The sequence below is a fragment of the Chitinophaga caseinilytica genome (assembly GCF_038396765.1).
Classification (GTDB): domain Bacteria; phylum Bacteroidota; class Bacteroidia; order Chitinophagales; family Chitinophagaceae; genus Chitinophaga; species Chitinophaga caseinilytica.
Window position 1 is genome coordinate 3,750,083 of the sequence record NZ_CP150096.1, and the last position, 16,215, is coordinate 3,766,297.

10 protein-coding genes are annotated in these 16,215 nt (G+C 56.1%); 3 read left to right on the forward strand and 7 right to left on the reverse strand.

What is annotated here, in order from left to right; all coding sequences use genetic code 11:
• Positions 1-119: 119 nt before the first annotated feature.
• The 6 genes from WJU22_RS15320 to queG all read right to left on the reverse strand — a co-directional run bounded on the left by WJU22_RS15320 (position 120) and on the right by queG (position 7,686).
• Positions 120-1,352, reverse strand: a complete 1,233-nt coding sequence (locus WJU22_RS15320) for a hypothetical protein (protein ID WP_341839058.1) — start codon at positions 1,350-1,352, stop codon at positions 120-122.
• Between the two features lie 11 nt (positions 1,353-1,363).
• On the reverse strand, positions 1,364-2,656 hold the full coding sequence (locus WJU22_RS15325; RefSeq protein ID WP_341839059.1) for an OmpA family protein: 1,293 nt from the start codon (positions 2,654-2,656) through the stop codon (positions 1,364-1,366).
• Between the two features lie 81 nt (positions 2,657-2,737).
• Positions 2,738-3,373, reverse strand: a complete 636-nt coding sequence (locus WJU22_RS15330) for a response regulator transcription factor (protein ID WP_341839060.1) — start codon at positions 3,371-3,373, stop codon at positions 2,738-2,740.
• A 42-nt stretch (positions 3,374-3,415) separates the two neighbouring features.
• Positions 3,416-5,605 (reverse strand): tetratricopeptide repeat-containing sensor histidine kinase, encoded by a 2,190-nt coding sequence (locus tag WJU22_RS15335; RefSeq protein ID WP_341839061.1) that lies wholly within the window; start codon positions 5,603-5,605, stop codon positions 3,416-3,418.
• 74 nt (positions 5,606-5,679) lie between these two features.
• Positions 5,680-6,636 (reverse strand): glycoside hydrolase family 43 protein, encoded by a 957-nt coding sequence (locus WJU22_RS15340; protein ID WP_341839062.1) that lies wholly within the window; start codon positions 6,634-6,636, stop codon positions 5,680-5,682.
• A 111-nt stretch (positions 6,637-6,747) separates the two neighbouring features.
• Positions 6,748-7,686 (reverse strand): tRNA epoxyqueuosine(34) reductase QueG, encoded by a 939-nt coding sequence (queG, locus tag WJU22_RS15345; RefSeq protein ID WP_341839063.1) that lies wholly within the window; start codon positions 7,684-7,686, stop codon positions 6,748-6,750.
• 164 nt (positions 7,687-7,850) lie between these two features.
• Between queG and WJU22_RS15350 the strand changes: the two genes are divergently transcribed.
• Positions 7,851-10,013, forward strand: a complete 2,163-nt coding sequence (locus tag WJU22_RS15350) for a DUF3857 domain-containing protein (RefSeq protein ID WP_341839064.1) — start codon at positions 7,851-7,853, stop codon at positions 10,011-10,013.
• A gap of 49 nt (positions 10,014-10,062) precedes the next feature.
• Complete coding sequence (locus WJU22_RS15355; RefSeq protein ID WP_341843782.1) at positions 10,063-11,784, forward strand: DUF3857 domain-containing protein; 1,722 nt, start codon at positions 10,063-10,065, stop codon at positions 11,782-11,784.
• Between the two features lie 60 nt (positions 11,785-11,844).
• On the opposite strand, the gene WJU22_RS15360 is transcribed toward WJU22_RS15355, so the two are convergent.
• Positions 11,845-13,110, reverse strand: a complete 1,266-nt coding sequence (locus WJU22_RS15360; RefSeq protein ID WP_341839065.1) for an OmpA family protein — start codon at positions 13,108-13,110, stop codon at positions 11,845-11,847.
• A gap of 286 nt (positions 13,111-13,396) precedes the next feature.
• Here WJU22_RS15360 and clpB point away from each other — a divergent pair, with 286 nt between their 5' ends.
• Positions 13,397-15,997, forward strand: a complete 2,601-nt coding sequence (gene clpB, locus WJU22_RS15365) for an ATP-dependent chaperone ClpB (RefSeq protein ID WP_341839066.1) — start codon at positions 13,397-13,399, stop codon at positions 15,995-15,997.
• The last annotated feature ends 218 nt before the right edge of the window (positions 15,998-16,215 follow it).

The window sequence follows — 16,215 nt, forward strand, 5'->3', positions numbered from 1 at the left end:
TGGGGTGTCCGGACGGAAATCCAGGTCCGATGCACCTAATTTACGCATAATCTGCTTTTCTTGTGGAGGGTGGGGTGTATTTTTTCCAAAGAGTTGGCAATGTATGGTTTAGTGAATGATTACGGACAGCCGCGGGGTTTGTTGCGCATGTAGAGTTTGCTTTTTTCGGCGAAGGCCATGCCGGGCTGATTGGCGTGCCTGGCGTCGAGGGCGCGCAGTTCGCCTTCGATGCGCATGAGGGCGCTGAGCTGATTGTTCAGGCAGCCGATCCGTTCCCGGCTGCGGGCGCTCGTGCTGTTCTCCGCTTTGCATATCTCGAGCTTGGCGTTGAGGATGTCTTCCTGCACCACGGCCAGCGGGTCCATCATACTGGCCATGCTCCGCTGTGCATTGCTGTTTTGCTGGTAGACATTGCCTTCCCGCGCCTGGGCCAGCGCCGCTTCGCGCTTGCGCGCCTGTTCCTTCTTGAAGTCGATCAGCAAAGACCTTTCTCCTGCGCAGGGGCCGCCTCCCGCAGTGGCTGCCCGGTCGAGCTTTTCCTTTTCCTTTTCGATGTTGAGATTCGCCTGCCGGCTGTACTCGGCTTCGCGCGGAACGAACGATTCCGTGTGCAGGCAGGCGTTGGCGGGCTCGATGTTCGTGACGCGGCAGCTATATCCTTCCGACCTGAATTCGGTGATGATGTAAAGCCCTTCGTCGGTTTTGAGGTACCCCACGCCCATGTTCCCCAGGAACTTGCGCGGGTGCAGCTTCTCGGGGTAGCGGTCGCCATACACGTACCACGTCATCCCCGGGTGTGTCGAAAACCGGTAGGCCACAGCCGTCATCCTGCCGTCGCAATACGTGGCGGTAACGCCCTTCCGCTGCAGGTCTGCCGACCCGTCGAACATCGCGGCAGCCTGCAGATAAGGGTTCTGGTCGGAGAAGCCCGTCGTCACCCATCTTTCGATCGTATTGTTTTTCCCTTTATTGGTATGATAACGGTACACATTGCCGGTCATGTTCATCACGTCGAACGAAAAATCGGGCAGTTCCGGGAAGAGCATATTTATCAGCCCGTCTTCCCGCGCCGGCAGCAACCCGATCACGCCGGTACTATTGTTTACGAACATGCACTGTTCGGCCATTTTGCCGGGCATGGTGATCTTGAGGTCGAATTCCATATTAAAGCAGAGCGACGGCTCATGCGGAACGATTGTCCGCGGCGATGTGGCGCCCGTCAGCACCGGTGCGCGCCTCACGGCGGTGCGCCACGCGGCTATGGATGCGGTATCTCTCCGCTCGGCGGGCTGGCCGCACACTTCGATGATGGCGGCAAGGAGCAGCCAAAAGGTACAAAGGGTCGTTTTCACGGGTAGGGGTTTTACAATTTCACGAATTCCACGCGGCGGTTACGGGCTTTCCCGTCTGCGGTGGTATTGCTGGCTACGGGCTGCGATTCGCCCTTTCCATCGGTCTGTATCCGCGAACCTGCCACCGCGTAATTCTCTGTAATGTAGGTCTTCACGGCCGCGGCCCGGCGCTGCGACAGGCTGATGTTGCTGGCGTCGTCGCCATTGCTGTCTGTATGCCCGATGATCCTGATCCGCAATGCCGGCGTTTTCTGCAAAGCGTCGCCGAACTGGTCGATAATGGGGAAGGATTCGGGTTTGAGGTGGTCGCTGTTGACGTCGAACAGGATATCGCTGGTTACGGCTTTGCCTTCGCTCATGAGCTGTTTCACCAGCAGGCTGCGCGCGTCCGTGTCTCCGGAAGCAATGCGGAGGTTGCCGATGTACATGCCTGTTTCGGATGCGGGAATGATGGCGTTGTTGTTCAGGAAGAAAGTGTTGCGCATCCCGTCCGTCAGCGCCCGCGGCAGGTCGATCACCTTGTTGCCGTCGAGGTACAGCCGGATGCGGGATTTGTTCACCGAAATGGCCACCGGCAGCACTTTATTGACGTACGACGTAAGGGGGAAATTACTTTTGTTGCCGATGATATCGTTGCCCAGTCCATATTCCAGCGTTTTTCCATCTTCTTCCGTGTAGCGGTGCAGGTTGATGAAGAAACGGTCTTTGTAGAACATGTCTTCCTTCAGGATATCTTTCACCTGGCTGAGGCCGAACTGGATGAAAGGCGTACTGCGCCCGCTTTCCGACCGGAGGAAAAGATCGAACTCAATGGTGCAGTTTTCCGGAAGCGGCCCTTTCACCACCGGCACCACGATGCAGTTATGCACCACATCCAGCCAGCGGCTGTCCTGCCCCGAAAGGGTGACAACCTTGCCGCTGCCGTTGGTATTCCACTGGGCGGGAAAATCGCCCAATCCGTCTTTGTCGAAATGATCTTCGAACAGCACCTTCGCGCCCGGCACGAAATCGCTGCCGCCGCTGGAAGTGACCGTTCCGGAAGCAGCGCCCTTGCCGGTTCCCGCGTTATCCTGGCCGGACGATGGCGCCGGTTGTGCCTTACGCTTGTCTTTCTTTTTGAAAATGCTGCCGATGGCGCGGCCGGCGTTGTCGAAGGCGGAATCGAGCCCGCGGTCGATGGAAGCGTCTACCCGGCTATTGGCTTTATCTTTGGCCCGTTGCTCCACCCGTTTTTGGACGGGCGCCTGCGCCAGGGCGGCGATGGTGCAGATGCACAGAATGGGGAGGAATACGATGCGTTTCATGGTCGTGGGTTTTAATCCAAACCTACTGGGAACGCGCTAGGGGAACAACTACATATCCATGTCGCGGGAGGGGAGGAGGTGTCAGACGAGTTTGTCGCGGATAGCCCGGGAAACCGCGCCTGCGGCGGAATGTACGTGGAGTTTGTCGTAGATTTTTTTGATATGGAAGCGGACGGTGTCGATGGTGACGCCCAGCTCGGCCGCCATCATTTTATAGCTGTAGCCTTTGACGAGGAGCTGGAGGATGGCGGTTTCCTTGTCGGTGAGGTTGCTGGTTTCCTGTTCGGGGCTCGCGGCTTTCGGCACCATGGCCAGCACTTTTTTCGCCACAGACCCCGTCATGGGCGCGCCTCCGGCCAGCACGGTGCGCACGGCGCCGGGGAGCTCTTCGGTTACGTGCTGCTTCAGCAAATACCCGGAAGCCCCGGCACAGATGGCGTTGAAAATATTGTCGGTATCGTCGAAAATCGTGAGCATGATCACCGGCAACTGCGGGCTTACCTGCCTGATCCGCTTTACGGCCGCCACACCGTCTACCACGGGCATGTCGATGTCCATCAACACCACGTCGGGCCGCAGCTGTTCCAGGTCTGTTTCCACAGTTTCCGCATTGGGCATGGCAGCAGCCATTTCGAGATCGTCTTCCGACTCGATCAGTGCGCCGATGCTGGTGCGGAGCGCCTCATTATCATCATAAACCAAAACCTTTATCGCCATGGGCTAAAAGTAATCATACCGTTTTATCCGGCCACTACATGATCATGTAATGGGTATTTTGAGCAGGATGGTAGTGCCGCTTCCCGGTGCAGAATCGATCCCGAGCGTGCCGTGCAGCGCCCTGGCGCGCGATTGCATATTCTGCAGCCCGCTGGTGGATTTGTGTGCCGTCGTGTCGAACCCCGCCCCGTTGTCGGCGATCCGTAGCACGAGGCTTCGGCCCTCCGTCCGGATGTCTACCGTCACCACCGAAGCGCCGGCGTATTTGGCGATGTTGTTCACCGCTTCCTTGTAAATGAGGAAGAAATCGCGGCGCTGCTGCATGTTGAGCCCCGTTCCCAACAGCTGCTCGTTGATATGGATATCCGTCCGCACTTGCTTGCTTTCCAGCGTTTGCGCCGCGTATTCCCGCATACGCGCCACCATGTTTTCCAGTTTGTCGTTTTCCGGCTTGATGGCCCATACGATGTCGCTGATGCCCTGCTGCGCGGCGTTGGACTGCTCGGAAATGGAATGGATATAATTCAGGGTTTTCCCTTTGTCTTTCTCGATGCTTTTACCGGATACTTCAGACAGAATGCGGATGCTGGTCAGCGTAGACCCGATCTCGTCGTGCAAATCCTGCGCGATGTTGTTGCGGACGGCCAGCAAGGTTTCCTGTTCCCGGATTTTCCTTTTCAGCTGATACCGGTTGAAGGAAAAATAGCCGATAATACACAGCAACAGCAGTCCCGCGAGGAGAAAATTGCGCGTGGTACGGGAGTTTTTCAGTTGCCTTTCCTGCAATTGCTGCTCTTTTTCCGCCAGTTCCAATTGTTGGCGGGTACTTTTCGCCAGGAGCTCCTGGCGCTCCAGCTGCTCGCGCTGCAGGGCTTTTTCGCGCGATAATAAATCGATCTCCTGTTGTTTTTTCTCGGCTTCGAGGCGGTTACCGGCGAGGAGCGCCGCCTGTTTTTCCAACTGCAATGCCTTGATTTTCCGTTCGGCATGTAGCTGCGCGATGAGGTGGTCTTTTTTCTCGGTTTCGTATTTGGTTTCCAGCTCCGCGATGTCCGACGCCGTACGGTCTTTGATGATGCTGTCGCGGTAGGCGATGTGGAGATTGTAGTTTTGATAGGCGCGTTCGTAATCCTGGCGGTCGCGGTAAAAAAGCGCGCGTTGGTAGTAGAGGTCGCGGAGGTTGTATTTGTCGTTCCGTGCCGCCGCCAGCAGCTGCGCTTTATGGAACCAGGCGGCCGTTTGCGAGGAGTCCGTTTTCATGGAGGCCATCCCAGCTGCGATGTAGCGGCGCGAGAGCATGATCGGGTCTTTACCGCTGCGTTCCAGCAGTTCGATCGCCTTCAGCTCGTGGCGGATGGCGGATGCTGGGTCTTTCCGGGCGCTGGCAACCAGCGAGGCCGTAACATAGGCATGCACAATGCGGGCCGTATCGCCCGTTTGCAGGGCGTATTGGAGGCCGCGCTGCTGGTAGCGAAGTGCTTCGTCGTTGTTCACGCCGATGTAGAACTGGCTGAGGTTGCAGCATCCCAAAGACAGCCGCGCGATGTCGCCCGTTTTTTCCCGGCAGGCGATGGATTTCAGGGCGTATTCGATCGTTTTGTCCTTTTGCTTCAATTCATAATACAAGGTAGCGAGGTTGTTGTAGGTGGCGGCTTTCTCGCCATCGTACCCTTCGCCGAGCGTTTCATAAATTCCCGCCGCGCGCAGGAGGCATTCCGCTTTGTTCTTCATGTCGCCTTTCATGCCCCAGGTGTACCCGAAATCGTTATACGCCAGCGCGGCGTAGCGCGACGGATGCGCCGCGAACCAGCCGACGCTCTTCTCGAAAAAGGGGATCGCTTCATCGTACCGCTTGTCGTACATCCTGACCTGCGCCAGCTGCATCTGCGTAATCGCCAGGATCTGCTGCCGCCCCAGCTGCTGGCCGATCGCCTGCGCGCGCCGGGCCTCGGTTTCGGCCTTTTCCAGGTCGCCTTTGTCGATCAGCACGTCCGTCCGCTCGATGATGGCGTACGCCATGCCCGCGCGGTAATTCTTCCGGCGACTGAACGCTTCGGCCAGGTTGCAGTAATGCAGTGCGGAATCGTACCGGGATTCGGTGAAAAAGTTTTCTGCGGTGGCGATCAGTTGCGCGGTGTGAAGGGAATCTCGGGGGAAGGATTGCGCCTTCGCCCGGGGAGTCGAAATCGCGAGTATGAGCAAGATCAGTAAGGATCGCTGCCGGCGTTTCATCGGAAATGCTTTGTTTTTGGGGATATATGCGACTTCAAGTTACCAAGAATTCGGCGAATGGGGAAAAATAGGGGTCAGGGTTTGATTGTCAGCGTCCTGAATGATTTTACGTCCGCTTCCAGCACGTCTTCCCCGTTTTTCCCGGGGCGGAACCGCAGGCCGATAATCGCCGTGGCGCGGGGAGATACCTTGTCGGCCGAATGATGGATATGCAGTACGTAATGCATGTTACCTTTTTTATCGATCAACACATCGCCATGGCCCGTACCGTTTTGCTGTACCATTTGCCGGCTGATGACAGGATTGCCTTCATATTTTTTCCAGGGGCCCGTGGGCGAGGGGGCCGTTGCGTAGCCCACCGCGTAGTCCTTATTGCGGAAATCGTTGGCGGAATAAATAAGATAGTACAGATTTTTATGCCGGATGACCGTAGGCCCTTCCGCCACCGGCCATTCCGCACCCGCGGTGTTCTCCCATCCCGCGACGGCGGCCACGCATTCCTTTTCCGTGCCTGGGATCACGTCCGACAGATCGGGTTTCATTTCCGTCACGAATATCCGGTTGCCTTGCTGGAGCTTCACATGGTAGAGGTACACCTTCCCGCTTTCGTCGAAAAAAATGAACGGATCGATCTGCTTGCCGGATCCACTGAGCCGTAAAGGCGCATCCTGGCGGAAAGGCCCTGCAGGAGCGGATGCCCGCGCGATAGCGATCTGCTCGTCCGCCGTGTAGGCCATATAGCAGCTGCCGCCCCGCCGGAACACCTGCGGCGCCCAGAATCCCTTATTCCCGAAGGCTTCTCCGCGTTTCAGGGCCAGTTGTTCCGTGCTGTCTGCCGTTTGCGCCCAGGTTTTCAGATCCTTAGACGTATAATAAAGAAAACCCTCACTGCTGCCGGTCCCGTACAAATAATACGTTCCCCTGTGCACGAAAATCGTCGGGTCTGCGAGGAAAATCTGGGTGTCCTGGGATCGGGCGGGGATGGCGGCCATGAGCAAAATAGCGGAGGCGATGGTTTTCAAGGGTGACATGTCAGAAAAATAGCAAAAAGGCGGGATGTTTTCTATCCATGGAGATCGCTGGTGCTGTACGCGATTCGCTTTGCCCGCAACGGCAGGCAATTTTCATGGTAAAAAGAATTTTCAGGGGAGGGAAGGAGGCTCCAGGAACCGGAGGTTCCTGCGGATGCCGGCGAATTTGCTTCTTTTGAGGGGGCTTTTCCGGAAGATGCGCCGGAACTCTTCCTCCGTCAGTTCTTCCCATTGCGAATTGGTAAAATTCAGGATTTCGGGGATGGGCGTGAAGGCCGTTTCGGAAGTCGCTTTGGCGAAACGGTTCCAGGGGCAAACGTCCTGGCAGATGTCACAACCGAACATCCAGTTGTCGAACTGGCCCTGGAGGCTCCCGGGAATGAGGGCGTCTTTCAACTCGATGGTATAATAGGAAATGCACCGGCTACCGTCCACCACCGTCGGGGAAACGAGGGCACCGGTAGGACAGGCGTCCAGGCACCGGGTGCAACTGCCGCAGTAATCGCCGGCCGCGCTGTCGTACACCAGCGGCACGTCCACGATCAGCGTGGCAATGAAGAAAAAGGAACCGGCCTGTTTGTGGATGAGGTTCCCGTTCTTGCCGATCCATCCCAGCCCGCTGCGCTGCGCCCAGGCACGCTCGAGCACCGGCGCGGAGTCCACGAACCCGCGGCCCTGCACATCTCCCCACTGCTCCCGCATCCGGGCCAGCAGGGTGTTGAGCTTTTCACGGATAATGTCATGATAATCCGCCCCATATGCGTATTTGGCCACCTGCGGCGCATCCGGCCGCTGGCGCTGCTCAGGGTAATAATTCAGCAGCAGGGTAATGACCGACTGCGCCCCGTCTACCAGCAACCGCGGATCGATGCGCTTGTCGAAATAATTCTCCATATACTGCATCCCGCCGTGCATGCCGCGGTTCAGCCACTGCTCCAGCCGGAAAGCATCGTCGCTCAACTGCTCCGCCTTCGCGATGCCGCAATGATCGAACCCCAGCTCCCTGGACAGCTGCTTGATGAACACGGTATTTTTCTCCAAAATCTGCATGCTGGCGCAAATTTACGCTTTTCCGCCGCGATGTTATGGAATTGCAGCACGGATTACATCTGATGGGGGAACCGTTCCGGAATATTTTTGCCCGAAAGGATGGGATGCCCGGAAAATCCATAATTTTAGCCAAAATTCAACCCGTATACCTAAGTTCATTGTAAATGCAACTCAAAACTGTCGCCTTAACGCCCCTTTTCCTGGTTTGGGCCATGATGCTGGCCGCGCAGGACAAAACGCCCGTGAAGTATGGAAAAGTCAGCCCGGAAGATTTCAAAACCCGCTATGACATCGATACCGGCGCCGCAGCCGTAGTGCTGGCGGACGTGGGGTCGTCAGAATTCGAATCGGGGCGCGACTGGTTCATCCAGATGTACAAACAGCACCGCCGCATCCACATCCTCCGCAAAAGCGCCTACGAAAAGGCCAATATCAGCATCGAGCTGTATGTGCAGGGCGCGGCCGAAGAGACCGTTTCCAACCTCAAAGCTTGTTCCTACAACCTGGAAAACGGCAAGGTCGTGGAAACGAAGCTGGAAAGCAAAGCCGTTTTCACGGAAAAGGTAGACCGCAATATCGTTCGTAAGAAATTCACGCTGCCCGCCGTAAAGGAAGGCACCATCATCGAATATTCCTTCACCATCAACTCCGAATTCCCCACCTACCTGCGGCCCTGGGCTTTCCAGGACGTCGAAATGCCCATACTGTGGAGCGAATACGAAGTATCCCTGCCGGAATATTACGAATACCTCTTCCTCAGCCAGGGGTACAACAGTTACCACATCAAAAGCTCGAAAGATTCCCGTAAAACATTCAGTTTCAATATGGAAGGAGCGTCTTCGGCGTCTCCGTCCCGCCATGTGTCCGTAACGCCCGGCATCACCACCCATCGCTGGGTCATGAAAGACGTGCCGCCGCTCAAAGAGGAAAGTTTCGTGACCACCCTTAAAAACCACATCAGCTATATCGAATTCCAGCTGTCTGCCATCCGATTCCCCGAATCGCCCGTGCGCAACATCATGAGCACCTGGCCGAAGTTCATGGAAGAAATGGGGAAGGATGAAGATTACGCAGGGGAATTGCTCCGCTCGAACAATTATTTGTCGGACGAGGTAAAGCGCCTCACTGCCGGGGTTTCCACCGCAAAGGAAAAAGCGGCGAAAATCTTCGGTTTCGTGCGGGATAATTACACCTGTACCGATTACTCCGCCATCTGGAAGAGCCAAACGCTCAAAACGACTTTCAACAAAAAGAACGGCAACGTCACCGATATCAATATCCTGCTCACGGCGCTGCTGCGCGAAGCGGGGCTGGATGCGTCGCCCGTTTTGCTGAGCACGCGCAGTCACGGTAAAATATATGCCATGTACCCCATCCGCTCCAAGCTCAATTACACGGTAGTGAGCGTGAATGCGGACGGGGAGGAGTTTTTCCTGGACGCCACCCGCCCGTTCCTGGGCTTCGGCAAACTGCACGCGTCTTGCTATAACGGTCCCGCCCGAAAAGTGAACGCCTCGGCAGACCCGCTTTCCTTCGAGGCGGATTCGCTGTCGGAGCGCAGCGTGACGGGTGTTTTCATTTCGCCCGACGACAAAGGCCGGCTTTCCGGTCACTTCCAGCGGCAGTACAGCTTTTTCGAATCGTACGACGCGCGCTCCCAAATCCGGGAAAAGGGGCAGGACGTGTTCTTTAAAGACCTGGCGAAAGGGTTCGTGGCAGACATCGAGCTGAGCAACGGGAAGCTGCAGGAACTGGAGAATTTCAGCAGTCAGCTGCTGGTGGATTACGACTTCAAGCTGGGGGAAATGGACGAAAGCGGGATGGTGTACCTCCATCCCATGTTCTCCGAATCCATCCGCAGCAACCCTTTCAAATCGGAAAACCGCAAATACCCGATCGAAATGCCTGCGGTGACGGATTATAGCTATAGCCTGACGCTCACGCTGCCCGATGACTGTACTTTCGAAGAAATCCCGAAATCCGCCATCGTGAAATTCAACGACGGGGAAGGCATTTTCCAGTACCTGGTGCAGCAAAACGGCAACCAGCTGATGATGCGCTCACGCCTCAAGTTTAACCGTGCATGGTACGAAGCGGAAGAATACCAGCCGCTCCGCGAATTCTTCGACGTAGTCGTGAAAAAGCATGCGGAACAAGTTGTCATCAAGAAGAAAAAGCATGATCCGGAATTACCTCTTACTGATATTATTACTGACCGCCGGCGGGGCGCTCCGCGCCGCCGATCCCCGCTATCCCGTCAGCGCCATCCCGCCCGCATTGCTGAAAAACGCGTATGCCGTGCAGCGAGAAGAACTGGTGTCCGTTAAAATCGTCGACACCCGCGATGTACGATATGTTCACCGCATCGTGGTAACGGTGCTGAACGAAAACGGCGACCGGTTCGCGGGGTTCAACGAAGACTACGATAAATACCGCGAGATAAAAGACGTGAGTGGCGTTTTGTACGACGCCCAGGGCAATCAGCTCCGCAAGCTCAAGCAGGGCGATGTGCGCGATCTGAGCGCCGTGAGCGAAATGAGCCTTATGGAAGACAGTCGCGTCAAATCCCACAACTTCTATCATAAAGTCTATCCCTATACGGTAGCTTACGAAGTGGAATTCCGCCACCGCCACACGGCGTTCATCCCGCGGTGGGTGCCGCAGGGCGCCAACTATTATTCGGTAGAACAAAGCAAGCTGGAAGTGACCGCGCCCGAAGGGTACGATCTGCGCTACCGGCAATTCCGGTACGAAGGGAAGCCCGCGGAACGCATGGAAAAAGGCGCGAAAGTGCTCACCTGGGAAGTAAAGAACGTGCCCGCCCTGCAACCGGAGCCGTTTACCGGCCCCCTGCGCGACCGCTGCACCATGGTGTACCTCGCGCCCAGCAAATTCTCGTTCGCCGAATACGACGGCGATATGAGCTCCTGGGAAAACTTCGGCAAGTTCATCGCCACGCTCAACCAGGGGCGCGATGTGCTGCCGGCGAACATCAAGTCCACCGTAGCGGCCATCACCGCCAACGCCAAAACCGACGCGGAAAAGATCCGGTTGCTGTACGAATATATGCAGCAAAATACCCGCTACATCAGCATTCAGCTGGGCATCGGCGGCTGGCAGCCGTTCGACGCGAATTATGTGGCCACGAAAGGGTATGGCGATTGCAAAGCGCTTTCCAATTATATGAAAGCCCTGCTGGCGGAAGCCGGCATCCGCTCGCATTACACGCTCGTGCATGCGGGGCGGGAGGAAACGGATTTCATGGAAGATTTCACCGTCAGCCAGTTCAACCACATCATCCTCTGTGTGCCGGGCGCCAAAGATACCACCTGGCTGGAATGCACCAGTCAAACCGCGCCTGCCGGCTACCTGGGCGGGTTTACGAACAACCGGCCCGTTTTGTTGATTACCGAACAGGGCGGCAAACTCGTGCGCACGCCCGCTTACCCGGCAGAACAGAACCTCCAGGTCCGCAACATCGTTGCGGAGGCAGACGGTACCGGCACGCTGAAACTGACATGCGAAACCCGCTACACCGGGCTTCAACAGGATTATTACCACCAGATCGTCAACTACGACAGCAAGGAAAAGCAGTTGGAGCAACTGAAAGACAGGCTCAAACTGCCGAGTTTCGATATCGGCCAGCTGAAATATACGGAGCATGCGGATGCGCGGCCCGTTCCGGAAATGGAGGAAACCATGGAACTGAAGGTCCCCAACTACGCTTCCGTTACCGGCAAGCGGCTGTTCATTTTGCCCAATATCCTCACGCGCGGGGCCAGCAAGCTTTCCAGCGATTCTACCCGCAGCTCGGATATCTATTTTTACGATCCGTATGTAGACGCCGATTCGGTGCTCATCACGGTGCCCGAAGGCTACACGCCCGAAGCGATGTTCCCGGAAGTGAAGCTGAGCACGGTTTTCGGGAATTACTACGCGAGGGTGACGGTCAACGGTAACCGCATCACGTACGTCCGCCGCGTCGAAATGAAATCCGGGCGCTTCCCGGCAAAGGATTATCCGAAGCTGGAAGAATTCCTCAATCAAATCTACAAGTCTGACCGAAGCAAGGTCGTTCTGGTCAAAAAGGAAGCATAATAAGCGAAGGGCGCCCCAATCGGAGGCGCCCTTCTGTTGTATGTACTTTTTGCATTACTGTTATTTTTCCCTAACGCTCACGGATATATGGCGGTCTAGCTTCCGCTCTTCGTCCGGCGCATCGGCGGCCGCTTTGGCGAACTGGCTGCCGTAGCCTTCGGCGCCCAGCAGTTGCACGGGCTTCACGTTGGCGGCGGAAAGCGCGGTCACCACGGCGGTTGCGCGGTCCTGCGATAATTGCTTGTTCTTTTTCGCGTCTCCCGTGGCATCGGTATACCCGCCCACCTTGATCTTCGTTTTCGGGAAAGCCTGGAGGATGGCGGCGAGGTTATTGATCTGTACCTGGCTTTCCGGCGTGATCTGCGCGGAACCGGTCTGGAAGTTCAGGTTGTCGAAATCGAACCACACGTCTTTGCCCGCGGCTGCGTTCGGGTTTTGCAGGAACTGTACAAGCTGGTCTTCGATACCGCCCTTGTACGCGTCAAGCACCTTGCCGTCGGGCAGCGTTACCTTGATGGATTCGCGGACAACGGGCGCCGCAGCGGCCGGGGCCATGTGCGAAGCGGTGTCTTCCATGACGGTGAGACTGTCGGCCGTAGCGACGGTCGTATGCTCTTTGGCGCCACATCCCCTCAGCAGCCACCATAACAGGAGGATGGCGGCGATGGCGATGATGAGCCAGGTCACCCATTTGCTGCCGCCGGAAGCGGCTTCTTCCACCGAATGGTCCACGGAGTTGGCGGCGCCTTTGAGGGAACCGGCGAGCGAGGAGATCTTGCCGCCGATATCGCCCAGGCTGCCCACGCCCAGCAGGCCCGCGAGGCCGAGGCCGGAGGGTACCGCTGCCAATATTTTATCTTTCTGGCTGTTTAACATTTCGAGCAGGCCGGAAGTGCCCAGGCCGGTAGATTCCGCATGCTTCCCGATTACGCCCAGCGCCGCCGGTGCGGCTGCCTGCATGAGCGTATCGGCCGACTGTGGCTTGATGCCCGCATAAGATGCCACGGCGCCCGCAATATCGCCCGATTTATTGCCGAACAGCGATTGCAGGAACTCGGAGCCTTTGGCCAGTAATCCCGCCGGCAATCCGCCCGCGATGTTGCCCAGCTTCGAAAGGTCTGCGCCCGCCGCATCGCGGACAAGCCCCATCAATCCGCCCGCATCGCCCGAACCGGCTTTGTTCAGCAGGCCCGTCAGCACCGTGGGAATAATACCTCCCAGCGCCTTCTGAATACCGGATTCGCTTTCGCCCAGCTGAGACGCGGCTTTTCCGGCAAACTCCGTGTTGAATAAATTCTTCAGGGTTTCTATGAGGTCAAACGCCATAAATGAATGTTTTGGTTGTGATACAATAAGGATGTAACTGATCTATAACAGCTTATACCCCCTACAGTTCAATTTATGGGTGGATTTAACACAAATGCGCCCCAAGGCCCTCAAAATGAAAAGAATAGACAAAATAGCAGTTAATACACATATAAACTGAAATTAATGCAGTTGGAACGGGGATAAGCTGTCAGCTTGACCGGTTCAGGCCCCTTGGTTCGGGATTTGATCAACCTGAACAAATCAAAAATCCAATCGTTAACCTAAAGGAGCATAAAGTAGACATATGAATTTGAACAACTTTACCATCAAGTCCCAGGAAACGCTGCAACAGGCGCAGCAGCTGGCTTTCAATCATCGCAACTCGGCGATCGAGACCGGCCACATCCTCAAGGCGTTGCTGCAGGACGAAGATAACAGCATAGAATATCTGCTGAAGAAGAACGACGTGAATACGGGATTCCTCGACGGCAAACTCAACGAACAGATACAGGCCTACCCCGTCATCGGTAGCGGTGAAGGCGGACAGGTGCTCAGCCGCGACGCGAACAACGCGATCCTGCGGGCTGGCGCCAGCATCAAGGAATTCAAGGATGAATTCGTGAGCGTGGAGCACCTCCTGCTGGGGCTGCTCGGCGGCAGCGACGATACCGCCAAGCTGTTGAAAAACGCCGGTCTCACCGAAAAAGGCCTCAAAGCCGCCCTCACCGAGCTGCGCAAAGGAGGAACGGTGAACAGCCAAACGGCCGACGCCACGTATAATTCTCTCGAGAAGTATGCCAAGAACCTCAACGAACTGGCCCGCGCCGGCAAGCTCGACCCCGTGATCGGGCGCGATGAGGAAATCCGCCGCACCCTGCACATCCTGAGCCGCCGCTCCAAAAACAACCCCATCCTCGTGGGGGAACCGGGCGTCGGTAAAACGGCCATCGCGGAAGGGCTCGCACATCGTATCATCAACGGCGACGTGCCCGATAACCTCGATAATAAGATCATCTTCGCCCTCGATATGGGCGCGCTCATGGCAGGCGCCAAATACCGCGGCGAATTCGAGGAAAGGCTCAAAGCGGTGGTGAAGGAAGTAGCCGACTCCAATGGCGACATCATCCTGTTCATCGACGAAATCCACACCCTCATCGGTGCGGGCGCGATGGAAGGCGCGATGGACGCGGCCAATATCCTGAAACCCGCCCTGGCGAGAGGGGAGCTCCGTGCCATCGGCGCCACCACCCTCAACGAATACCAGAAATATTTCGAAAAAGATAAAGCCCTCGAACGGAGGTTCCAGAAAGTTTTCATCGACGAACCGTCGGTAGAAGACGCCATTTCCATCCTCCGCGGTTTGAAGGAAAGATACGAAAACCACCACCACGTGCTGATCCGCGACGAAGCGATCATCGCCGCAGTGGAACTTTCGCACAGATATATTACCGATCGGTTCCTGCCCGACAAGGCGATCGACCTGATCGACGAATCCGCCGCCAAGCTCCGCCTGGAAATGAACTCCATGCCCGAAGAGCTCGACGAACTGGAGCGCCGCATCCGCCAGCTCGAAATCGAGCGGGAAGCCATCAAACGGGAAAACGACCAGGAAAAACTGCGCGAGCTCGGCGCCGAAATCGCCCGGCTGAGCGAAGAAAGGAACACTTTCAAATCCAAATGGCAACAGGAAAAAGAACTCGTAGATAAAGTACAGAACGCGAAAGCCGCCATCGAAAACCTCAAGCTGGAAGCAGAACAGGCCGAACGCAACGGCGACTTCGGGAAAGTGGCGGAAATCCGTTACGGTAAAATAAAAGAACAGGAAAAACTGGTGGCCGACCTCAGCGCCGAGCTCACCGGGATTTCAGCCAACAATAAACGCCTGCTGAAAGAAGAAGTGGACGCGGAAGATATTGCCGAAAACGTGGCCAAAGCCACCGGCATCCCCGTGGCCAGGATGATGCAGAGCGAAAAAGATAAACTCCTCCAGCTGGAAGACGAGCTGCATAAGCGCGTGGTGGGGCAAGACGAAGCCATCGTGGCCGTTGCCGACGCCATCCGCAGAAGCCGCGCAGGACTCAACGATCCGCGCCGGCCCATCGGCTCCTTCATCTTCCTCGGTACTACCGGTGTCGGTAAAACGGAGCTGGCCAAGGCCCTGGCCGATTATCTGTTCGACGATGAAGGGATGATGACGCGCATCGACATGTCCGAATACCAGGAGAAACATTCCGTAAGCCGCCTCGTGGGCGCGCCTCCGGGATACGTAGGGTACGATGAAGGCGGCCAGCTCACCGAAGCCGTGCGCCGCAAGCCCTACAGCGTGGTGCTGCTCGACGAGATCGAGAAAGCCCACCCGGATACGTTCAACGTACTGCTACAGGTGCTCGACGATGGCCGGTTGACCGACAACAAAGGCCGCGTGGTGAACTTCAAGAACACCATCATCATCATGACGAGCAACATGGGCAGCCACATCATCCAGGAAAACTTCGAAAAAATCACCGAAGAAAATAAAGATGAAGTGGTAGACAGAACGAAGGATGAAGTGATGAACCTGCTCAAACAAACCATCCGTCCGGAGTTCCTGAACCGTGTGGATGAGGTGATCATGTTCCAGCCGCTCATGCGTTCCGAAGTGAAGGGAATTATTAACATACAATTACAACAACTGAAGGATCTGGTAGCGAAGAATGGCATGATATTGGAATTCTCTGATTATGCGCTGGACTACCTGGCGGAACAGGGTTACGATCCCCAATTCGGTGCAAGGCCGCTGAAGAGATTGATTCAGAAAGAGATCGTGAACCTGCTCAGCAAGAAGATCCTCGGCGGAGAGATCGACAAGGCGAAACCGGTTTTGGTGGATGTGTTTGACAATGTGGTCGTGATCCGCAATACTTAACAAGTCATTTCTAATACGACGATATACAGTTACAGGTTAATGCCCGGATGAATCCTCATCCGGGATTTTTTTGCTTATGTAACGCATTATCAATAACAATAAATTAAAATTTGTCGTAATCTAAATTAGCGGTTATCTTGTGGCCCACGAAACGAGCTACCCGCTGGTTCTGCGGCAAGGAATTACCGCTTTTGGAAGCGGTGAACGATTGTGTAGTC